This is a genomic window from Lactococcus sp. LG1074, assembly GCF_017309525.1.
GTDB classification, from domain to species: Bacteria; Bacillota; Bacilli; order Lactobacillales; family Streptococcaceae; genus Lactococcus; species Lactococcus petauri.
In genome coordinates this window covers 1,652,515-1,675,163 of sequence record NZ_CP071293.1, presented here as the reverse complement: position 1 = coordinate 1,675,163, position 22,649 = coordinate 1,652,515, and the positions used below count along the sequence as shown (strand labels likewise).

Genomic DNA, 22,649 nt, shown 5'->3' with positions numbered 1-22,649 from the left:
GATGAAACACACACTTAAAAATAATACATTAACGGTTGCAGTTGACACTTTTGGTGCAGAATTACACTCTGTTCAAAAAGAGGGTATCGAATATCTTTGGCAAGCAGCTCCAGCGTTTTGGGGACGTCATGCTCCTGTTCTTTTCCCGATTGTTGGGAAGTTAAAAGACGGACATTACAGCTACGCAGGTAAAAACTATGAGATGTCAGGACACGGCTTTGCACGTGATACAGAATTCAAACTCGTACAGGAAAAAGAGGATGAGTTGGTTTATGAAATTACCTCAAATGCTGATACACTTGCACAATATCCTTTTGAATTTAGCTTTAAGGTAAGTTACAAATTGACAGGAAATCAAGTGCGCGTACTTTATCAAGTGGAAAACAAAGATGAAACGACGATGATTTTTGGTGTGGGTGCTCATCCAGCTTTTAACGTTCCTCTCGAAAAAGGCAGCTTTGAGGATTACACCTTGACGATAGCCCCAGCCGAAAAACGTACATTTATTCCTTTAGATTTACCAACGGGTACGCTTAAGAGAGAAGAGCAATCTGAGGTTGAGGTGAGTGATATAGCACTGAACCATGAACGCTTTTCTAAAGACGCGCTCGTTTATACATCATCAGATGAGATGTCAGTGGCTTTAACAAACCGTTTAGATAGTCGAAGTGTGAAAGTCACTTGGGAAAACATGCCTTTCTTTGGTCTTTGGAGTCCCTATCCAGCTGAAGCTCCTTTTGTTTGTATCGAACCTTGGGCTGGTATAGCAGATGAAGTTAGCACAACAGGCGAACTTACCGAAAAATTTGGGATGAATCAACTTGCTCCACATGAAACTTTTAGCTGTGAATATGTCATTGAAATAAACTAAGACAAAAAGATAGACAGTAAGTCTATCTTTTTCTAAATTTTTAAGAAAGACCGCGAGAAAAAGCAGCTGTAAATTGCTATAATAGAAAGTATGAATGATATTTTCCAACTTACACTGATTTTAGTGACTTCATTAGTCGCAACTTTAATCGCAAGAAGAATAAGAATTCCCGCAGTAGTCGGTCAAATACTGATTGGTATTGTCTTAGCACCTGCTGCTTTGGGATGGTTGCAAGGAGGACACACCATTGAGGTCCTCTCCGAAATTGGGGTGATTCTGCTCATGTTTCTGGCAGGGCTAGAGAGTGACCTAGGGGTTTTAAAGAAAAACTTTAAACCTGCTTTACTGGTTGCCCTAGCGGGTGTCCTTGTTCCTTTACTGGTTTTCTGGGGCGTAACAACGATGATGGGCTATGCCTTCTCAACGGCTATCTTTTATGGTATCGTCTTTGCAGCAACCTCTGTCTCGATTACAGTTGAAGTTTTGCAAGAATACGGTAAGCTTTCCACAAAGGCAGGCTCTATTATCTTGGGTGCGGCTGTTGTAGACGATATTCTGGCTGTTTTAGCTCTATCTATCTTCACATCTACACAAAGCTCTTCTGGCAACTTGCCAAAGCAGTTTTTCATGGAATTCCTCTTCCTTCTTTTCCTTGTCTTGGTACACAAGTCAATCCCTAAAGTTTGGCGCTTTGTGGAGAAACTTCCGGTCTACGCAAAAAATACAACAGCGGCGCTCATTCTTTGTTTGGTTTTAAGCCTCCTTGCTGATGCAGCGGGTATGTCAGCTGTGATTGGTTCTTTCTTTGCTGGATTAGCTTTAAGTCAAACAGACGTTTCTCATAAGATTGAGGAATACAGTTCCGCTATTGCTTATGTCGTCTTCATCCCAGTTTTCTTCGTTTCCATTGCGATTTCCGTAACTTTCGAGAGCATCTTTGAACATCCAATCTTGATTCTCTTCTTTACTTTATTAGCCGTATTGACGAAGTTTATTCCGGCTTATTTCATCGGGAAATCAACGGGACTTACAAGCTCAGACAGTGCCTTGGTCGGTACAGGAATGGTTTCTCGTGGTGAAATGGCTTTAATCATCGCGCAGATTGGTCTTGCTTCACAAGTGATTAATAGCGATATTTATTCAGAGCTGGTTATCGTGATTATCCTCAGCACTCTGATTGCACCGTTCCTAATCAAGCTCTCTTTGAAAAAAGACTAAAATAACAATAATAACAGACTTATGACAAGAAAAATGATAAAATAGTCAAAGTATATAAAATGAAGGGGTTTCTTATGTCAAACTGTCAAGTAGTAAAACATCCACTTATCCAACACAAACTTTCAATCTTGCGTCGTGCAGACGTTTCAACAAAAGAGTTCCGCGAACTCGTTGACGAGATTGGTATGCTTATGGCTTATGAAGTATCTCGTGACTTGCCTGTACAAGATGTCGAAATTGATACTCCTGTTGCGCACATGACTGCGCAAGAACTTGCAGGGAAGAAATTAGCAGTTGTGCCAATTCTTCGTGCAGGTATCGGTATGGTAGATGGTATCTTGAAACTTATCCCAGCAGCGCGCGTGGGCCACATTGGTATGTATCGTGATGAAGAAACGTTCAAACCAGTTGAATACTTGGTTAAACTCCCAACAGATATCGCTGAGCGCCAAATCTTTTTGGTTGATCCAATGTTAGCTACAGGTGGTTCAGCAATTCTTGCAATTGATAGCCTTAAAAAGCGTAATGCTAACAATATCAAGTTCGTTTGTCTTGTTGCAGCACCAGAAGGTGTAAAAGCAGTCCAAGAAGCGCATCCAGATATTGATATCTATGTTGCAGCACTTGATGATCACCTTAACGAACATGGCTACATCGTTCCAGGACTTGGTGATGCTGGAGACCGTTTGTTCGGAACAAAATAATAAAACTTTAAAACGTTAGAGAGTAAAAGCTTTCTAGCGTTTTTTTATAAAAAAAATAAAAATCCTGAGCTAAATAGTTTACAAGCGTAAATTTATGTGTTAAGATTACAATTGTAAACATAAATAAGAAAATAAAAGGAGACATTACTATGTCATTTATCAACTCACTCAAAAATCGTCGTTCAATCTACGCACTTGGTAAAGATGTTAAAGATGCAGACCAAGCTATCGAAACAATTAAAGAAGCAGTAAAACACAGCCCATCAGCTTTCAACAGCCAAACAACACGTGTACTTATCGTTACAGGTGAGGCGCAAGAAAAACTTTGGGGCCAAATCGTGGCTGACGAATTGAAAGCAACAATGAAAGCACAAGGTGTTCCTGAGTCTGCTTGGGAAGGTACAAAAGCAAAACTTGATGGCTTCAAAGCTGCTTATGGTACAGCTCTCTTCTTCGAAGATCAAGACGTTGTAAAAGGTTTGCAAGAACAATTTGCCCTTTATGCAGACAACTTCCCAGTATGGAGCGAGCAAGCTTCAGGTATCACTTCAGTCAATGCATGGACAGCTCTTGCAGAACTTGGTATTGGGGCAAACTTGCAACACTATAATCCAGTTATTGATGAAGCAGTTGCTAAAGAATGGAATGTTCCAGCAAACTGGAAACTACGTGGTCAACTCGTATTCGGTTCTATCGAAGACGAAGCAGGAGAAAAAACTTACATGGCAGATGATGACCGTTTCATTATCGTAAAATAAGTTAATAAAGGCCTTAGGGCTTTTTTTTGTAGGAAAAATGATAATTTGCTATAATAAAAGAAAGTAATACTACTCGAAAAAGACTAGCGTTGCTACTGTTTGAGGCAATAAAATATTTTGAGATAATCAAGATATGAGCCAAAATATGATTTCGAAAAATTCCTTAGAACTAAGGACGCAAGATAAAGCACATAAAGGAGAAGATATGGAAGCAAAATTGCTCAATAAAGTAGTGATAAAACGTAATGGTCGCGTTGTCGATTGGGATTCATTTCGTATACAAACAGCGGTTTTTAAAGCTGCAATTAATGGAAAATACAAAGACAAACCCTTGCATGCCAATATGATTGCCAACAATGTTGCTAAGGTTGTTGAGAAAGTTATCGCTGAAATTCCTTTTGATAAGATTGAGATTGACACAATTCAAAACCAAGTGGTCAACCAGCTCAATGACTTTGACAAAGAAGTGGCAAAAGATTTCCTTGAATATAAAGTGAAACAAGAAATTAATCGTAAGCACTAATAGCGGGACTATATTGAAAATAAAAAGCAGATTCTCTGAGAAACTGCTTTTTGTGTTCCTTAATTAAAAACAAATGAGTGTAATATTACTTCTTTATAATTTTAATCTTTGATATAATTTGTAATATGAGAAACATTACGTTATATCCGAGCGGTATCATGAGATTCCCAAAAGATTTCAGGAGAAGAATATATGACAGAAAGAAAAGCAATCAAAGCAAAGAAGCAAGCCATACGCCGTGCGCGACTTAAAAAAGCAGGCACTGTCGCTGCAATGTTGCCACTTGTAATGTCCAAAGGTGCACCTGTAGCTACACTCATCCGGGGCCGACATGATGAAGAAGTGCCCGGTATCGAACAAGTTGTCGAAATGCCTGAGCAGGAAATCGCAGACGTTGTCTTGCCAGAAACACATGCTGAAGCAATGTATGAAGAAGCAAAAGAAGCTGAGGTGTTAGAAGAACTGGAGATACAGGAAATTATCGAAACTCCAGCTACTTTTGAAGCGCCACAAAAATTTGAGGCACCGCGTTTTTCTGAAGGGGGATTGACTCAGTTTGAGGCCAGTGATGCTTATGTGGGATTGTGCCTCTGAACATGCCATGGAATGACTGGGGAAACAGGGACAATTGGCCTCTTGGAACAATCTACAGCGTACAGTGGGTAGAGAAAGACGAAGTTCGGATTGAATTTTCAAGAAATTTTCCTGAAGTAGATGATCCAAGTAAAACTTTTAATATTGGAGTGGGTCAATTTAAGGATATAGAATTTAAAATAGGAGTGGGAGATGAACTTTCTGAAATCATGTTAGCTGGAGATTATACTCATGATGGAGGAGATAGGAGTTTTCTTACTTTACGAGGAGTAAATCCTGAGACATATGGCCAGATAAGTGTTTATGGCCGGAACACAGGAAAGAGTGAGGAGTCCATTCGCCTTATTGGTGGGCAGCTCCGCCCAAACCCTTTCTTCCCCATAGTTTTCGCAAAGGAAGATATTCGTTTGGGTCGAGTAACTGACAAGTTTGTCGGTGATGACGTTCCGGTTGATTATGTTATCAAATGGCCACACTTGGACTTGGGTGATTTAGGATTTACGGGGAATTTTTATTTTAGGGATAAAATAGCAGCTATTGTTTTTGACAGTACTGACTATGTTGGGCCAGCACAAATTAACTATGGAGCAGTTGATTGGGAAAGTATAGCTGCTGACTTGGTGCTGGAACTTACCCAGCAAAGACAACTTGTAGATATGCAATATGAGGTAGACATTGCTGCCTTGGAATCCGCCTTCACGGGCACAGGTCTTTTCTACGAGGCACAAGTTCATGAAAACGTTCCTGTAGCGCTTCAAAATATCCAGATTAATCGAGGTTTAGTCCCTGAACGTCCTTTTGATGGTACACGGACCGTCCAGAATATTTCTCGGCATATCTCTCTGGACTTTGAGATTGAGATGGCGAATGGCCACCGACTTCCGAAGGTTGAGAAATTCGAAGTACAACTTCCTAAGGAAATCTTACGTCATAATCGCGCGGGCTTGTCTGCTTCCTTTGTTCATATCGAGGGGCATAATCACTCTCCAGCCGTTCATGCAGCCGTGCGTGAAGCAGCCCAAGATTTGCCACAAACACTCAGTGAGGAACTTCTCTCTGAGCTGACGCAGATTATCCTGACACAGTCCGCACAAGCCAATGGACTTTATGACGGGACAATCACTCTGGCGACCACTGGTTTTACCCCAACGATTATCGATGATCTTCAAGCAGTGCCAGATAAGACCTTTGATAATACCAAGCTTGTCGTGGATGGTCAAGAAGAATATACCTTTGAGTTTGCCATCAAGGGACCAAATCCTGCCGGTGTAGGAGAAGTACGCTTTGCTACCGCCACCTTGGTTATTGGCCGTCATGATTTGAAATTTGCTAACTCCCACGTAGGGCGTCACAAGATTGTGGTGCAACCCTATGTTTATAAGAGCTTAGACATTACGGCTGGGATAGAGGATCTTTTTAGCACAGAAGACCTACCAGTTTTCTTGGCGGACTACCGTGTACAAATTGAGAAGGCAATCCAGACTTTAGCGGAGCAAGGCGGACTTTTCGTTGATACAAATATTAACCAGAAGGAAGTCAGTTGGACAGTAGGTCACGTTGATAGTAGGGAATATGATGGTACGACCGCTGTGACAGGCATTGTAGCGCCTGAGTTGACAGGTTTTGTTGAGGGGGATAGCAATACTATCGCATGGGATTTTGGCGACTTGGAAAATCGTCTACAGTTTGCCAGCAGTCTGCCTGGAGAGTGGTGGATTGAAGGTTTTGACTTTAATGATTCCATGCTGAATCGTCGTGACCAGATTTCAGGTGCTAACCTGCCCAACTATAAGATTAGCAACTCTCCTGAATTTGCGCGAGCTACTATCAACCCTTTGACTTTAGAAGTTGAAGATATTGGACGTCTTATCTTTGACCGTGGCGAAATTAGCCGTCAATATAACGCTACAAATATCTATGATTATAGTTCTCTCACACCGCTTATTATTGAAAAAATCGAGGGGCTAGCTGAGAATAACCGCTACCGCTTTGTCTTCTATGATGCCTTTGATGAGCTTTATTTTGACAGCCGCCACGTGACGGATGGATTTGTTCCAGTGCGTGTCACGTCCGACTTTGGTTTACAACGTCTCGGGGTGCAAAACTCAGTTGAATCGCCTGTCCAGCTGTCACCAGAATTACGTGAGTACTTGCGTGATAAGCTTTTCTATGGCGAGATTACACCACGTCAAGTTTTCTGGGGCTTGGGCCAAGTGGGGGACAAGGATTACGATGGAAAGGTTTCAGCTACTATCAAAGGTGAAGTGCAACTTCTTCCAGCTCCCGAAGCTACAGGAGATTTCGGAATTGCTGACATAGATAAAGAAGGAGCCCAGCGTGTAATACTGCAAACAGGTTCAGCTGAATTTTCATCTGAAAATGTTGCCTTTGATACCGACGATAATGTTACTGGCCAGTCTGTCCGTACCCTTGGTGACTGGTTTATCGATGGCGGTTTATATGCGTCTAACTATGAGCTGGTCGCGCGACCGCTAGAAGGAGAAGAAATAGGAACTGTCGACTTTGACTTGCCCAACCAGCTTTTTGGCCAGTCTGCCTTCGCAATGCCAGAATTCTTTATAGCAGAGCGTATGCAGCCCGCTTTCGCTGATGCGGTGATTCATCCGCTAGACGTTCAGTTTACGGGTCTGGCATTAGCGGACCCAAGCGTAAGCCATAGCTATAAGGGCAGGAAAATTGAGCCAGAGATGATTCTTCCAAGTCTAAGCACGATAGATAACACCAAACAAGCCTTATTAGTCCAAGAGTTAGAGGAGGGTAGAGTAAATGATGTTATAGGTGGACTTATACACAAGAATAACACGCAGAGAGGTACAGCAAGAACCGCTTTAGATGACATCTGGGACATTACAGGCGACGGGGCAAGCAACTACATTCTGCTCAAGGCAGATGAACTTGAGTGGGAGATAGTTGCTGGCAAAGTAACCGCTTGGGATCCTGAGCAAATAGCTGGCGCTCAAGCAGGCTTGGCAACAAGACTCTTTGATAATACGAGGTATTTCTCAGAAGACGATATCATTAGGCGTCCGCGCTTGAATACCGTAGACTTGGATATTAGCAATTGGGATCTGTCCTTTAACTCTCCTCATGTGCTTGGGGCAAAGTATCTGACCATTGGAAATCCTGAATTGGTTCGTGCGCAGTTAAACGACTTACTCGGACCAAACCAAGTACTTGCTGATAATTTTGATTTCACTAGCCTTTTTGCAGGGGAAATCACACCACGTATTCTACGCTGGGAAAATGGACGCATACCTTCACGACGGTATAATGGTACAGTTGACATCATAGGGGAGATTACTCTACCAACCTTTTTTGGATACTCTTGAATTTGAAAGTGAACTTCCAGGACTTTATATATTTGACTGGTATATAGAGATTGGTTTGAGACATGAGTTTAGCGATTCGATATATGAAGGAAATTATAGGGTGCAAAAGCTTCTTCCGACTCAAGCATCAATCCTCCCATATGATATAGGGACGATAACATCAGTGAATTCAAATTTTACTATCGACGGACGAGAATATAATGGCACGAACGATATCATACATAATGGATGGGTAGCCGATATTTTTCTTGACGATGGCACTGAACTTGAAATTCCTTACCTTGCAAAAAATCTTCACTTTAAGCAGGTACATGCGGGTACTAATGAACTTGATTTAAACGAAATTCTCTTTGATGAGGTATATGAATATTACTTTAAAAATATTGGTAAAGTTCAGGAATATATTATGAACGATATTTTAGCCTATCGAGAAGCCTACATCACTCCACGCCGTATCCAATGGACAGAAGGTCAAGTGTTTGATAAGGAGTGGGATGGCACTCCTGAGGTACACCGCGTTCGAACTATGCCAGACTTAGCACGTGCAGGATCAAGACTTGAAGAAGTTATTGGTGCACGGGACAGAGCGGCGATTAGGGTAGAAGAAGGCTGGGCGCAGTCTTAAATCCTCAGATACATGCAGGCGCCATTACACCTTTGTGGATTGGTGAAAAGGGAACGGATAATCCAGAGGAGCGAGATATCTCTGAACTTTGGACAGATGTCATAGATGTGACACGTCAGTATGATGGTACTACAGAAGTTTATCAAGGGACGAAGTCAGATGCTGATTTTAAGGACTTCCTTACTCTTCTCTCTGAAATCATCATTGTCACTTTTGATGAGGCAGATGATGTGAAAGTTTCGCTCACAGCAGCAACGGTGAACTTCGATGAGCGTCATGTACCTGACCAAAACGAGGAGAGAAGCATTGTCATAGAAGGTTTGGCAAATCATGAAGATAATCTTAATGTTAGACTGACTGACGCAGCCCTTGATTGGATAGAAAGTCGCCTTTTTGAGGGAAGCATTGATCCGAGAGTTTTACAGGCTGGGCAAGGTATATTTATGCCTCGCGCCTATACTGGAAATTCCTACTATTTGCCAAACTTTGAAAATGATGACTGGAATTTAGTCACTCTCCCTCCGCTGGTTGGACGGACTAATTTCCATGCGGAAGACCGACCAGTCTTGGTACCACAAAGCAGAGCGGAATGGCATGAGGCACCTCGTCCGCAGTTGCTTGAGCGCGATATTGATCCTGCAAGCTGGACAGACCCTAAAAATTCTGGTCAGTATGTCATTTCAGGACTAGATTGGTGGATTGCAGGCAGTATTTATGACCAACGTAATTTCGCTGTCGAGAATCAGCCTACTTTCTTGATTACTATTGGTGAGAAAGATATCGAAAACTGGGACGAGCTGATTCAGATGGGATTGGCGAACCCTGGTCATGTCGAAAAGGTTTATGACCGTACAGTAAGCATTATCGGTGTAGATGATATTCAGATTAGTGCGCCACAGCTGACTGTGACAGAAACTTCGCAGACCATAGAGGTCGATATCGAGGAATGGCTTCTTCAATTTGCCCAAGCAAATGTAGGTGACAACATAGCCGTTAATCTTATCAGTGTGGAAGCAGAAGAGATTATTCAGCAGTTACAAGACTACATTGATGAAGTTTTTGGGTCTGGACTTATTCGCTTAACTTCAGAATTTGATATTCATTCTCTCTTCACAGGTCGAATCACAGCTAGAGAATTAACGATTAGTACAGGGAGCTTGGGAAGCCATACTTTTACAGGCAATGCACTTAGTTTTTCAGATTTTGGCTTAGAATATTTACATAATCAAGGACGTCCAGAGCTAGAAGGCATCATTGCAGGGGATGAGGTCTTGCTTCCAGATGCTGGAGTTAATCAGGCGACTTGGCCAGATGATGCCATAAATGTTGGACTTTATGACAACGTTGAAGGACAAGGTTGGACTATTCTGGAAGGTGAGCAAGCAGCAAACTATAAACTACTTGCAGAACCGCTCTTGAGCTTTGAAATTACACCAGCCCAACTTCAAAATTGGGAGGATTTGGAACAATGGGCGATTCTTGAAAGCAAAGGAGGCGTAAGTAAGGAATATGACGGTCAAGTCGAAATTGATTTGAACAAACACGTGATTGCACCCAGCTATCGAGATAATGATGGTATACTTCAAGAACTGGATATTAGCCTTTGGGGATTATCCTTCGCTCAGGCAGATGTAGGTTCCGAGTTGCTTATTGGTAATACAGAAGTCGCTCTTGCAAGTCTGGAAGCTCTTCTGACGGAGGACAACTTGGTCTTAGCAGAAAACTTTAATCTTAGCTCCATCTTTGAAGCAGTAATTGAGCCACGTCTAGTGGCTTGGAGTCAGGGACAGGTTGCAGATAAAGTTTATGACCGTAACAGGTCAGCCCAGTTTAAGGATTCAGAGCATCCCAAGCTTATCTATGCTGGTTCATCAGCAGGGGAGCAAGTTGCTCTAGTGGAGGTTGACAAGCCTTATGTGACTTGGAATGAAGGCCTCATTGAATTTGAATCGGCAGAGATAGGGGCAAACAAGATAGTATCGATTATGCCCGACCAATGGTGGACAATCTTGGATAGTAGTCCTCAAGGCACTTGGAGCTTGAACTACCGTTTGGTGGATGAAGATGGGGAAGAACTGGATTTACAGGCAGTGGAACCAATTATTCAGCCAACTTTAAGTCGTGCAGCCATTACGCCGATTGTACTTGGCACTGGAGAAGATGAACCCATAATTATCCCTTTACCAGATGAGGAAAATCATGGGGAGGATGTAGAGGTGGAAACACCGATAAGGAACCTTCAAACTTGGACAAGTATGCAAACAATTGATCTGAGCCGTGAGTATGATGGAACTGAAATTATCCTTAGTTCATTTTATCTTGACCACTTATCAAGTAGTTTGCTCTATCTTTGGTCTGAAACAGAAAGCCAAGCCCTTATGCTTGAAGTCGATGATGTTCATTTTGCTCATCGTCATACGGAAGTGGCTCAAACTAACACTATTCTTGTGGAAAATCTAAGGTTAGCGAATAACCAAGACTTTATTCTGACGGATAAGGCGCTGGAATATCTGACACAACATCTTTTTAGTGGAGAAATTACGCCACGACAGATTCATTGGAATCAACTTCAAGTAGAGGATAAGTATTATGACCGAACTCGTACAGCAGTCATAGTCAATGATGAAATCGAACTCATAGGACGAAATGATGGACGAGCTGGTATCTTGACGATTGACCGAGAAGAAGTCATTGTAAATAAAGGGGGCGCAAGCTTTGTCGACTTTAATGTCCACCGTGATACACAAGGGCAGGTTATTGCCCAAGCAGTTCAAGCCATTGGCGACTGGTCTATTCAGGGAGATATGGCTGGGAACTATGAGATTGTTGCTGCCACAGGACCACAAGCATTTGCATTACCAAGATTTAGCGCATTAGAACCAGAATTTGAGCCAGCCGTAATACGTCCACGTCCGATTCAATTTAATGGACAGATTGAGATGCGAAAGGTCTTTGACCGTACAGCAGATTTTAACGGTAATTTAGCAGAACACCACATTTATGTTTCTTTAGACAATGGACCACATAACTTTACTGCCGTGATTGAAGGTGTTGATCCTGATGATCCGAATTTGGCAATCATGCATATTGGAGCTGAAGATGGCACACCAAATGAAGTTTTACATGATGATGTGGCAAAATCTCTGTCCAACTTCATTGGTCAGCAAACGGTTAATGGACTGCCCGATGCAAATGGCAATATTCAATCGCAATATACCGCTGGTCTCCTCGAACATAATATTGAATTTGGCTTAAGAGGTGCAGAAAGTGGCAACTATCAACTCGTTGGAGAGCTGCCAAATATTGTGACAAGGATTAGTCAGGCGCCTGGTCCGGATTTAAGTTTAGCAGTAGAAAGTAGAGGAGAGACTGCGATACGTGTTCAACCTGCAAATATTCTGCAAGATAATACACCAGCACCACCAGAAATGAGCGTGTTACGTGAAGCAGATAATGACTTCACGATTGTTTATACAATTAGCGATTCGCCCGATATGAGTAGAATTGAAAGTTATAGCGAAAATCCAGAAATCTGGCAAGAAGGACGTGACTTTGAAGGTTTGGAAGCAGATACAACTTACTATATCTTTGCTCAATCTATTGAGACACGGAATCACTACCAAGGCCCTATCACAGAAGCTTTAAGTGTTAGAACGTCAGTACCTACTCTATCTCGGGAAAGAATTCCTGCACTTGGTGATTCCGCAATAGCTATAGGAACTTTAGGTTTAACTTTAAGTGCTAGTGCCATATATCTGGCTAAAAAACGACGTAAGCGAAGCACAGACGGTGGAAAAAGAAGAAAGTAGATTTACTATATAAAAGCATCATTGTTCTTTTTGGTAAGTGTATTTTAAGGTTTTCAGTTAATTAAAAGGAAACCCAAAGAAAAAATAAAGATTATTTTCTAAAAAATCAAAAAACTTACTCAAAAGGACTTGACAAAAGATAAAGAAAATCCTAAAATGGTCATTAGAGACAAGTCTTTAACCAATTCTTTCCAAGAGAGCGAGTGTGTGGTGCGAACTCGTATTGTGATTGCTAAAGATACCACTCTGATAATTCTTTCTGAGAACAGAAAGCGTGGCTGACACGTTACGTCAAAGATGAGATATTTTTGAAGCTTTTTATGCTGAAAAAATTAAGAAGGTGGTAACACGCAGATCGCGTCCTTTAGAGGGAGTTGATCTGCGTTTTTTTATTTCCTCAGTGCTCATCCCCAAAACTAAAATATGTTAACAAAAAAATTGGAGGCTTATATGATTAAAATCACTTTCCCAGATGGTGCTGTCAAAGAATTTGAGGCAGGCATCTCAACACTTGAAATTGCGAAATCAATCTCACCTGGTTTGGCTAAAAAAGCCTTGGCTGGTAAAGTCAACGGCAAACTTATTGACGTGACCCGTCCAATCAAAGAAGATGCAACTTTTGAAATTGTAACACCGGATCATGAAGATGCTTTTGGTTTACTTCGTCACTCTGCAGCTCACTTATTTGCTCAAGCAGCACGTCGTCATTTTCCAAATATTCACCTTGGTGTAGGTCCAGCTATTGAAAATGGTTTCTACTACGATACTGATAATGAAGAAGGACAAATTTCAAACGATGATTTGGAAAAAATCGAAGCAGAAATGCGTCGTATCTCAAAAGAAAATTTCCCTTCAATTCGTAAAGAAGTAAGCAAAGAAGAAGCGAAAGAAATCTTTGCTGGTGATCCTTATAAGCTTGAGCTTATCGAAGAACACAATGAAGATGAAGGCGGCTTGACAATCTATAGTCAAGGCGAATACACAGATCTTTGCCGTGGCCCACATGTGCCATCAACTGGCTTTATTAAATTCTTCAAATTGCTTAATGTGGCAGGAGCTTACTGGCGTGGAAATAGTGATAATGCAATGATGCAACGTGTTTACGGTACTGCTTGGTTTAATAAAGAAGACCTCGAAGAAAACTTGAGAATGCGTGAAGAAGCGAAAGAACGTGATCACCGTAAGCTCGGTCGAGAGTTAGATCTCTTCTTCAATGAAGCTTCTTTGGGAGCAGGTACAGCTTACTGGCTTCCAGATGGAGCAACTATTCGCCGTACAATCCAACGTTTCGTAGAAGACCGTGAAATCGCTGCAGGCTACTTGCACGTTAACACACCAAACTTGATGAACTTGGATATTTATAAACAATCAGGTCACTGGCAACATTATCATGAAGACATGTTCCCACCAATGGATATGGGTGATGGCGAGCAAATGGAGCTTCGTCCAATGAACTGCCCATCGCACATTGCTATCTATAAACACCACGTACACAGCTACCGCGAATTACCTATCCGTATCGCTGAGTTCGGTACAATGCACCGTTATGAAAAATCAGGCGCACTTTCAGGTCTTCAACGTGTACGTGTGATGCAACTAAATGATGGTCACACATTTGTGACACCTGATCAAATCCAAGAAGAATTTGGAAAAATTCTTGAATTGATTATGGAAATGTACCGTGATTTTGGTATCGACGATTACAGCTTCCGTTTGTCATATCGTGACCCGGAAGACACAGAAAAATATTTCCCAGACGATGCAATGTGGGAAAAATCACAACGTATGCTTAAAGCAACCATGGATGATATGAATCTTGACTACGTTGAAGCTGAAGGCGAAGCAGCCTTCTATGGACCAAAATTGGACATCCAAGTTAAGACAGCTTTAGGTAATGAAGAAACACTTTCAACTATCCAGCTGGACTTCCTTAACCCTGAAAACTTTGACATCACATATGTTGGTGCAGATGGTGAAAAACACCGTCCAGTTATGATTCACCGCGGTGTAATTTCAACTTTGGAACGCTTTACAGCTTACTTGATTGAACTTTATAAAGGTGCGTTCCCAACTTGGTTGGCACCTACTCAAGCAATCATCATTCCTGTAAACAACGAAATTCATGCCGATTACGCATGGGAAATCAAAAAACGTCTCCAAGAAAAAGGATTGCGTATCGTTGTTGATGAATCAAATGAAAAAATGGGTTATAAAATCCGTCAAGCCCAAACACGTAAAGTTCCTTATCAAATCGTTGTGGGTGATCAAGAAATGGCAGATGGCACTGTAAACATTCGCCGTTATGGTTCAACAGATACTGAAGTTATTAGCTTGGATCAATTTATCGAAAATATTCAAGAAGACGTAGCTAACTACAGCCGTACTAAATAATAAAAAGAGAGGGAACTCTCTTTTTATTTGTCATTACCATATGTTTTATTTTCTAAAAAAACCAGAATACAAGCGCATTCACGACTTATAACTAGAAAAATAGTTCACAAAATGCTATACTAAGACAGTAATAGAAAATATTCGGAGGAATTTGAAATGGCAATCGTTTCAGCAGAAAAATTCGTACAAGCCGCTCGTGACAATGGTTACGCTATCGGTGGTTTCAACACAAACAACCTTGAATGGACTCAAGCTATCTTGCGCGCAGCAGAAGCTAAAAAGACTCCAGTACTTATCCAAACTTCAATGGGTGCTGCTAAATACATGGGTGGTTACAAAATGTGTAAACTCCTCATTGAAACTCTTGTAGAATCAATGGGAATCACTGTACCAGTAGCTATTCACCTTGACCACGGTCACTTTGATGACGCTTTGGAATGTATCGAAGTTGGTTACTCTTCATTGATGTTTGACGGTTCACACCTTCCAATCGAAGAAAACCTTAAACTTGCTGAAGAAGTTATCACAAAAGCTCACGCTAAAGGTATCTCAGTTGAGTGTGAAGTTGGTTCTATCGGTGGTGAAGAAGACGGTATCGTCGGTGAAGGCGAACTTGCTCCTATCGAAGATGCAGTAGCAATGGCTAAACTTGGTGTTGACTTCCTTGCGGCTGGTATCGGTAACATCCACGGTCCTTACCCAGAAAACTGGAAAGGTCTCCACATCGATCACTTGACTAAATTGAACGAAGCACTCGTTGAAGCTATGGGCAAAAATGTTCCTATCGTATTGCACGGTGGTTCAGGTATCCCTGACGATCAAATCCGCGAAGCAATCGCTAATGGTGTAGCTAAAATCAACGTAAACACAGAATGCCAACTTGCATTTGCAAAAGCAACTCGTGAATTCGTCGTTGAATTTAACGCTAACGAAGCTGAATACATGAAGAAAAAACTCTTCGACCCACGTAAATTCTTGAAACCTGGTTTCGACGCAATCACTGCATCAGTTGAAGAACGTATCGACGTTTTCGGTTCAGCAAACAAGGCGTAAGCCTTGTTCTGCGAAGCAATCTCTGATTGTGAGCAAACAAATATAGTTTTTGATTTGCGAAGCAATCTTTGATTGTGAGCAAACCAAGATTAATCAGTTTTTTGAAATATGATTAAAAGAACGCTTGTCGCTTTTGGCAAGCTTTTTTTGTGTGAACTTAGGAGTAGGAAGTAAGTGAAGTCAGATTGAGTCAAAAATTTGAAAGAAAATGTTAAACTTAAAGAAGAGCAAAGAACATACGATTTGCAGGATAAATCTGATACTTAGATCGATGAAGCTCAGACAATAAATAGTGAAGAAATGAGGGGGAGAGATGATAGGAATAAAAAAACGTAAGAATATAGAAGTTTCAAAAGAAATGAACGGACAAATACCTCAAACGGTAAAAAAATCTATAAGTAGTGATAAAGCTTCTAAGGTTCATAGAACAATTCACGGAGCCTCAATCACTGCTGCGGGCGTAGGCGCTCTACCGATACCTATTGCGGATGCTTTAATTTTAGTACCTATTCAGTTAAAGATGCTGAAAAATATTTATAATATTTATGACGTGAAGTTTAGTGATAAATTTGTCGTAAACTTTATAAGGGTGACATTGATTCCGTACATCGGAAGATCATTGGCTACTTTGATTCCAGGTGTAGGTAGTGTGGTCAATGCTTCGATAGCTGCGGTAATCACTGAAGCGATTGGCTGGAGTGCAGCTGCTTCATTAGAAAAAGGGATCGATATCACGAAAGATACTGAAAAATTCGAAGGAATACTGACAGATACACTTAAAACTTTAATTCAACAAAAAAAATAAAAACTGCTAGGTATTAGCAGTTTTTTTTATTTTAAAATTTATCCTTGACAAGATTTTGATAATACAGTATACTAATATAAAAGCGGTTTCATAAAAAACGGATAGTGATTATTAAGTTAAGCTAGACCTTATCGTACTCTATTTTTGTCATAGGGGCGATAGGGTCTATTTTTGTGAAATGAGGGGTGAATTGTGGAAATCAGAAAAATCCTAAACAATAATGTGGTCATAGCAATTAATAGCAGAAATGAAGAAATCATCCTTATGGGGCTTGGTATTGGTTTCAAGAAAAGAATAGGTCAAGCAGTTGAGGTTGATAAAATCGAAAAGATTTTTGGTTTAAAAGCCAGTTCAGATATACAGAGTTTTTCGGAGATTTTAAACGAAATTCCGAGTGCTATCATTGAGCTTTCGATGGTGACTTTATCCGAGGTTAAAGTTAAGTTTGATAAGGAAGTTTCAGATACAACGCTTGTTGCTTTTGCGGACCATCTTCATGCAGCGCTTCTGCGTACTGAAGAAAACATCTCGGTGAAGAATTTTCTGCTCTGGGATATTAAACGTTTCTTTCCAGAAGAGTTCAAAATCTGTTTGAAAGCATTGGAAAAGGTCAAAGAACAATTTGGTGTAGAACTGCCAGAAGATGAAGCAGGTTTTCTGACGATGCATATCGTTAACGGTACACTTGGTACTGGTCATGAGTACGCGATGCAGCTGACCAAGCTTATGGAAGAAATTTTAACGACATTAAAGTATACTTTGAAAATCACCTTTGATGAACAAGATATTTACTTCCAACGCTTCATTACACATTTAAAATTCTTTACTGAGCGGATTTTAGCAGGTAGTGCTAGAGTAGAAGAAACCGACAAGGAACTTTTTGCTCTTATTGTGCGCAAATATCCCAATGCTTATCTTGGCACACGTAAAGTGAGCGAATTTTTAAATCAAACAAGGGATTATGAAGTCTCTGAAAGCGAACAGATTTACATGACTGTGCATTTGGCACGTATCTTGGAGAAAATCCAATAAAACTAAACTTTGGTAACAAATGGATCGTGACATTAAGTTGGCGAGACCTCTAAAAATATATTATATTATGGAGGTTTGTGATGGGCAAATATGAAGCTCTTGCAAAAGACATTGTAGCAAATGTGGGAGGGAAAGAAAACATCCTCTCATTGACAAATTGTATTACGCGACTACGTTTTAAGTTGAAAGACGAAAGTCTCGCGAATACAGAAGTACTGAAGAAGATGAATGGTGTTGTCACTGTCATGCAAGCTGGGGGACAGTACCAAGTTGTCATTGGGAACCATGTTCCTGATGTCCGCGCTGACGTAGATAATGTTATCGGTAAGCTAGAGATGAATTCTTCTCAGACGAAAGCTAAGGGAAATATTTTCGATAAGTTTGTCGAAATGATTTCAGGAATTTTCCAGCCTATTTTAGCACCCTTAGCGGCAGCAGGTATGATTAAAGGGTTGAACGCGATTTTATCCTTTGCATTGGGTGCAAGCTTCCAGGCTTCATCAACCTATGCTGTCCTTAATTCTATGGGCGATGGACTTTTCTTGTTCTTACCAATTTTTATCGGCTATACAGCGATGAAAAAATTTAACGGTTCGCCATTTGTCGGGATGCTGATTGCCGCAGCCTTGGTTTATCCTGGATTTGTGGATGGTTCAGTCACAAAAACTTTCGCTGAGAGTGGAGGGCTAAACTTCTTTGGCATTCCATTTTCAGTGCCAGCAGCAGGTTATGGTTCATCAGTTATGCCTATTATCGCTATTACAGCTTTTGCGGCCTTTCTTGAACAACAGCTCAAGAAAATTATCCCTGACGTGGTGAAACTTTTTCTAGCACCTTTCTTTACAGCTTTGATTGCAATTCCTTTAGGTTTTCTCATTATTGGGCCAGTCATGAACATTGCTTCTGATGCTTTAGGGAAAGAACTTCTCGCCTTACAAGGATTCAGTCCAATTATCTTTGGACTTGTGTTAGGCTTTACGTGGCAAATTTTGGTTATGTTTGGCTTGCACTGGGCAATTGTGCCTTTTGCCATCATTTCTTTAGCACAAGGTGAACCAACTGCATTACTTATTGCAGCATCAGGTGCTTCATTTGCTCAGACTGGTGCAGTGGGAGCAGTAATGGTGAAAACAAAAGATAAACGATTACGTGAGTTAGCAATCCCTGCTTTCATTTCAGGATGGTTTGGCGTAACAGAGCCAGCAATCTACGGGATAACACTTCCAAAGAAACGTCCTTTCTGGGCTTCATGTGTGGTAAGTGGTATTATTGGTGCATTTGCTATGGGAATGGGTATTAAAGGATACACAATGGGCGGCTTAGGTGTCTTTAGTTTCACAACAAATATCAGTTTAGATGGTGATATTTCGGGAGCAGTTAAGATGATTATTTTAGCAATCATTGCTGTAATCGCAGGTTTTGCCTTGACATGGATTCTTGGTTTTGAAGATGAAAACTCAGAGGAAGAACAACCAAAAGAAGCAAAAAATAATCAAACTCGTGTATCACAAGCAGTAGGTGAAGAACATATTACGACTCCTTTAGAAGGTAAAGTTCTTCCATTATCTGAAGCCAATGATGCAGCTTTTGCTGCAGGTGTGATGGGCAAAGGAGCAGTAATTGAGCCAACACTTGGTGAAGTTTATGCCCCATTTGATGGACAAGTGATGACTGTTTTCCCTACAAAACACGCTATTGGTTTAATTTCAGAGCAAGGAACAGAACTCCTTATACATGTTGGTATTGATACCGTGCAGCTAGAAGGAAAATATTTTGAATCCTTTGTTTCACAGGGACAAAAGATTCAAAAAGGCGATTTATTGTTGAAGTTTGATATGGAAGCTATTGAAGCTGCAGGTTTCAGTACACAAGTGCCGATTATTATAACTAATAGCAGTGATTTTGCAGATATTGTAATCACTGACAAGACAGTTATTCATAAAGCAGAAGAGTTATTAACTGGTCTTGTAAAAACAGCTGATGGTTTGGTCGTTCAGCCGGTATAAAAAAGGAGAGAGAAATGAGCTTTAAAAAAGACTTTTTATGGGGTGGAGCTATCGCGGCCAATCAAGCAGAAGGTGCTTATAATGTTGGTGGTAAAGGACTGTCTGTAGCTGATATGAAAACAGTAGGTGGAAAAAATAAGGAACGTCATTTTACACCAGTGCTTGACGAGGAGACATATTACCCTTCACATCGCGCGATTGATTTCTATCATAATTACAAAGAAGACATTGCTTTATTTGCAGAAATGGGCTTTAAAACATTTAGACTGAGTATAAACTGGTCGCGCATTTTCCCTCAGGGAGACGAAACGCAACCTAATGAAGAAGGTTTACTCTTTTATGATCTCGTATTTGATGAATGTTTGAAACATGGCATTGAACCGTTGGTTACACTCAGTCACTTTGAAATTCCCTTGGGATTGATGGAAAAATATGACGGCTTTTTAAGCCGGGAAACCATTGATTTCTATGTGAATTATGCCAAAGTATGTTTTGAGCGCTACAAAGATAAAGTGAAATACTGGATCACTTTTAACGAACTAAATTTTGGTACAATGCCACACGGTGAACTTACAGTTTTAGGCCTTCATCCACATGGTGATTTTGCGCTCAATGCGATTCCAGAAGATGAGCATAAAAGATTTCAAGCCTTACACCATACTTTTATTGCCAGTGCAAAGGCGGTCATTGAGGGCCATAAGATTAATCCAGAGTTTAAGATTGGTTGTATGATTGCTCATTTGACTATGTACCCTCTTACACCAAACCCAGAAGATATCTTGCAAACCAAAGAATACGACCTGCTTGTGAATAAGTTTGTCGGTGATGTCCAAGTTAAAGGGAAATATCCAGCGCTTATCGAAAAATACTTTCAAAATAAAAAAATTGAAATCCAAAAAGAAGAAGGTGATGATGCGCTGCTCCAAGAAGGAAGAGTTGATATGTACACTTTCAGTTACTATATGACACTTTGCGTAACGACTCAAGAAGGGGCAGAGCCTTCGATGGGGAACTTGATGGGAGGTGCAGCAAATCCTTACTTGGAAGCCAGTGAATATGGCTGGCAGATTGATGCGACAGGGTTAGAATATACCTTAATGGATTTGTATGACCGCTATGAAGTCCCGCTCTTTGTTGTGGAAAACGGTTTAGGCATGGAAGACAAAGTCGAAGCAGATGGTACAATCAATGATGATTATCGTATCGATTATTTCCAAAAACATATCAAGGCGATGAGCCGTGCAATTGATAAAGGTGTGGATCTCCTGGGTTATACACCTTGGGGCTGTATTGATTTGGTTTCAGCAGGAACTGGGGAAATGCGGAAACGTTATGGTTTTATCTATGTAGATATGGACAATGACGGTAAAGGAACATTAAAACGTTCAAAGAAAAAATCCTTTGACTGGTACAAAGAAGTAATTGCCTCAAATGGCGAAACGATTTTAGGAGAAAAATAAAATGACATTTAAAAAAGACTTTTTATGGGGCGGTGCCACAGCTGCTAATCAATTGGAAGGTGCCTTTGATGTGGATGGAAAAGGACTTTCGGTTGCAGATGCGATGCCAGGTGGGAAAGAACGCTTAGAAATTCTCAATTCACCAGACTTTGACTGGACCATTGATGAAGACAAATATGTTTATCCTAACCACAAAGGGATTGATCATTACCATCATTTTAAAGAAGATATCGCCTTGTTCGCCGAGATGGGTTTTAAAGCTTATCGCTTTTCTGTAGCTTGGTCCCGCATCTTTCCGAAGGGAAACGAAAGTGAACCTAATGAAGCCGGTCTTAAATTCTACGACCAATTGATTGACGAATGTTTGAAATACAATATCGAACCTGTAGTCACAATTTCTCACTATGAAATGCCACTTCATCTTGCTAAAGAATATGGTGGATGGAAAAATCGTGAATTGATTGAGTTCTATGTTCGTTATGCCAAAGTTTTGTTGGAGCGTTATCAAGACAAAGTGAAATACTGGATGACTTTCAATGAAATTAACTCTGCAACTTTCTTTGCGGCTCTGGGTCAAGGTTTAGTACCTTCAAATGGTGGAGATGATAAAAAGAATGTCTTTCAAGCTTGGCATAATCAATTTGTTGCAAGTGCATTAACTGTAGAATTTGGACATGCCTTAAACAAAGATTTACACATCGGTTGTATGAGCATTTATTCGACAACTTATGCTTTTGATGCCAATCCAATCAATCAGATAGCTGCTCAACAAAGTATTCAAGAATTCAATTACTTCTGTAATGATGTTCAAGTGCGAGGGGAGTATCCTGTCTTTACATATCGACTTCATAAAAAATATGGAATTAAAAAAGAAGACTTAGAGATAACGAAAGAAGATTTGGAAACTTTGAAAAAAGGAACAGTCGATTACATCGGTTTTAGTTACTATATGTCAACTGTAGAATCGAAAACCCAAGAAGGAGTTGAAGCAAGTGGAAATATGGTACTCGGGGGTGTAAAAAATCCGTTTCTTAAAGAAAGTGAATGGGGTTGGGCCGTTGACCCTGATGGATTACGTTATGCCTTAAATGATCTTTATGGACGATATCAGGTTCCACTCTTTATAGTAGAAAATGGCTTAGGAGCTATTGATAAAGTTGAAGCTGACGGCAGCATTCAAGATGATTACCGTATCGATTATTTACGCAGACACATTATCGCCATGGAAGAAGCAGTTGAAGATGGTGTGGACTTGATGGGCTATACACCTTGGGGCTGTATTGACCTTGTTTCTGCCTCAACTGGAGAAATGAGCAAACGTTATGGCTTCATTTATGTGGATTTGGATGATGAAATTCATGGTACAGGAAAACGTTCGAAGAAAAAATCATTTGATTGGTATAAAGAAGTCATTGCATCAAACGGTCAAAGACTTTGAAATAAAAAACCA

At 40.6% G+C, this 22,649-nt stretch carries 16 protein-coding genes; all 16 read left to right on the top strand.

Translation table 11 applies throughout. The annotated features are described in order from the left end of the window. Position 1 precedes the first annotated feature (1 nt). The 16 genes from J0J36_RS08345 to J0J36_RS08275 all read left to right on the top strand — a co-directional run bounded on the left by J0J36_RS08345 (position 2) and on the right by J0J36_RS08275 (position 22,637). Positions 2-871: an aldose 1-epimerase family protein gene (locus J0J36_RS08345; RefSeq protein ID WP_019292185.1), complete on the top strand. Its 870-nt coding sequence runs from the start codon at positions 2-4 to the stop codon at positions 869-871. Positions 872-961: 90 nt separating this feature from the next. Continuing rightward, positions 962-2,089 carry a cation:proton antiporter gene (locus J0J36_RS08340; protein WP_206886704.1) on the top strand — a complete coding sequence of 376 codons (1,128 nt, stop codon included), beginning with the start codon at positions 962-964 and terminating at the stop codon, positions 2,087-2,089. A gap of 74 nt (positions 2,090-2,163) precedes the next feature. Next, positions 2,164-2,793: a uracil phosphoribosyltransferase gene (gene upp, locus J0J36_RS08335; RefSeq protein ID WP_003133406.1), complete on the top strand. Its 630-nt coding sequence runs from the start codon at positions 2,164-2,166 to the stop codon at positions 2,791-2,793. Between the two features lie 149 nt (positions 2,794-2,942). Further along, on the top strand, positions 2,943-3,551 hold the full coding sequence (locus J0J36_RS08330) for a nitroreductase family protein (RefSeq protein WP_019292184.1): 609 nt from the start codon (positions 2,943-2,945) through the stop codon (positions 3,549-3,551). A gap of 205 nt (positions 3,552-3,756) precedes the next feature. After that, the gene (locus tag J0J36_RS08325) at positions 3,757-4,074 is read left to right on the top strand and encodes an ATP cone domain-containing protein (protein ID WP_003133409.1); all 318 of its coding nucleotides are present in this window, start codon (positions 3,757-3,759) and stop codon (positions 4,072-4,074) included. Positions 4,075-4,266: 192 nt separating this feature from the next. Next, positions 4,267-4,668, top strand: coding sequence for a hypothetical protein (locus J0J36_RS10605; protein WP_242520612.1), 402 nt, complete (start codon positions 4,267-4,269; stop codon positions 4,666-4,668). A gap of 2 nt (positions 4,669-4,670) precedes the next feature. Then, positions 4,671-8,018 (top strand): hypothetical protein, encoded by a 3,348-nt coding sequence (locus tag J0J36_RS08320; RefSeq protein ID WP_242520610.1) that lies wholly within the window; start codon positions 4,671-4,673, stop codon positions 8,016-8,018. Beyond that, positions 8,005-8,643, top strand: a complete 639-nt coding sequence (locus J0J36_RS08315; protein WP_153925353.1) for a hypothetical protein — start codon at positions 8,005-8,007, stop codon at positions 8,641-8,643. Before J0J36_RS08320 ends, J0J36_RS08315 begins: the two co-directional genes overlap by 14 nt. A gap of 32 nt (positions 8,644-8,675) precedes the next feature. After that, on the top strand, positions 8,676-12,452 hold the full coding sequence (locus tag J0J36_RS08310) for a hypothetical protein (protein WP_153925351.1): 3,777 nt from the start codon (positions 8,676-8,678) through the stop codon (positions 12,450-12,452). Between the two features lie 450 nt (positions 12,453-12,902). Further along, positions 12,903-14,843, top strand: coding sequence for a threonine--tRNA ligase (thrS, locus tag J0J36_RS08305; RefSeq protein ID WP_017369132.1), 1,941 nt, complete (start codon positions 12,903-12,905; stop codon positions 14,841-14,843). 156 nt (positions 14,844-14,999) lie between these two features. Then, positions 15,000-15,896, top strand: coding sequence for a class II fructose-bisphosphate aldolase (locus tag J0J36_RS08300; protein ID WP_017370538.1), 897 nt, complete (start codon positions 15,000-15,002; stop codon positions 15,894-15,896). Between the two features lie 313 nt (positions 15,897-16,209). Continuing rightward, positions 16,210-16,701 (top strand): YcjF family protein, encoded by a 492-nt coding sequence (locus J0J36_RS08295; protein ID WP_019292181.1) that lies wholly within the window; start codon positions 16,210-16,212, stop codon positions 16,699-16,701. Positions 16,702-16,893: 192 nt separating this feature from the next. Beyond that, positions 16,894-17,733 carry a BglG family transcription antiterminator LicT gene (gene licT, locus J0J36_RS08290; RefSeq protein WP_017370540.1) on the top strand — a complete coding sequence of 280 codons (840 nt, stop codon included), beginning with the start codon at positions 16,894-16,896 and terminating at the stop codon, positions 17,731-17,733. A gap of 80 nt (positions 17,734-17,813) precedes the next feature. Continuing rightward, positions 17,814-19,739 carry a beta-glucoside-specific PTS transporter subunit IIABC gene (locus J0J36_RS08285; RefSeq protein WP_153925348.1) on the top strand — a complete coding sequence of 642 codons (1,926 nt, stop codon included), beginning with the start codon at positions 17,814-17,816 and terminating at the stop codon, positions 19,737-19,739. A gap of 14 nt (positions 19,740-19,753) precedes the next feature. After that, positions 19,754-21,199 carry a glycoside hydrolase family 1 protein gene (locus J0J36_RS08280; RefSeq protein WP_017370542.1) on the top strand — a complete coding sequence of 482 codons (1,446 nt, stop codon included), beginning with the start codon at positions 19,754-19,756 and terminating at the stop codon, positions 21,197-21,199. Between the two features lies 1 nt (position 21,200). Continuing rightward, complete coding sequence (locus J0J36_RS08275) at positions 21,201-22,637, top strand: glycoside hydrolase family 1 protein (protein ID WP_017370543.1); 1,437 nt, start codon at positions 21,201-21,203, stop codon at positions 22,635-22,637. Positions 22,638-22,649: the final 12 nt, after the last annotated feature.

Bases quoted from the DNA above. Each gene is read 5' to 3' on its own strand.
- J0J36_RS08320 (WP_242520610.1), top strand. From the start codon at position 4,671: ATGCCATGGAATGACTGGGGAAACAGGGACAATTGGCCTCTTGGAACA.
- J0J36_RS08295 (WP_019292181.1), top strand. From the start codon at position 16,210: ATGATAGGAATAAAAAAACGTAAGAATATAGAAGTTTCAAAAGAAATG.
- J0J36_RS08330 (WP_019292184.1), top strand. From the start codon at position 2,943: ATGTCATTTATCAACTCACTCAAAAATCGTCGTTCAATCTACGCACTT.
- J0J36_RS08280 (WP_017370542.1), top strand. From the start codon at position 19,754: ATGAGCTTTAAAAAAGACTTTTTATGGGGTGGAGCTATCGCGGCCAAT.
- upp (WP_003133406.1), top strand. From the start codon at position 2,164: ATGTCAAACTGTCAAGTAGTAAAACATCCACTTATCCAACACAAACTT.
- J0J36_RS08285 (WP_153925348.1), top strand. From the start codon at position 17,814: ATGGGCAAATATGAAGCTCTTGCAAAAGACATTGTAGCAAATGTGGGA.
- J0J36_RS08340 (WP_206886704.1), top strand. From the start codon at position 962: ATGAATGATATTTTCCAACTTACACTGATTTTAGTGACTTCATTAGTC.
- J0J36_RS10605 (WP_242520612.1), top strand. From the start codon at position 4,267: ATGACAGAAAGAAAAGCAATCAAAGCAAAGAAGCAAGCCATACGCCGT.
- thrS (WP_017369132.1), top strand. From the start codon at position 12,903: ATGATTAAAATCACTTTCCCAGATGGTGCTGTCAAAGAATTTGAGGCA.
- J0J36_RS08325 (WP_003133409.1), top strand. From the start codon at position 3,757: ATGGAAGCAAAATTGCTCAATAAAGTAGTGATAAAACGTAATGGTCGC.
- J0J36_RS08300 (WP_017370538.1), top strand. From the start codon at position 15,000: ATGGCAATCGTTTCAGCAGAAAAATTCGTACAAGCCGCTCGTGACAAT.
- J0J36_RS08345 (WP_019292185.1), top strand. From the start codon at position 2: ATGAAACACACACTTAAAAATAATACATTAACGGTTGCAGTTGACACT.
- J0J36_RS08275 (WP_017370543.1), top strand. From the start codon at position 21,201: ATGACATTTAAAAAAGACTTTTTATGGGGCGGTGCCACAGCTGCTAAT.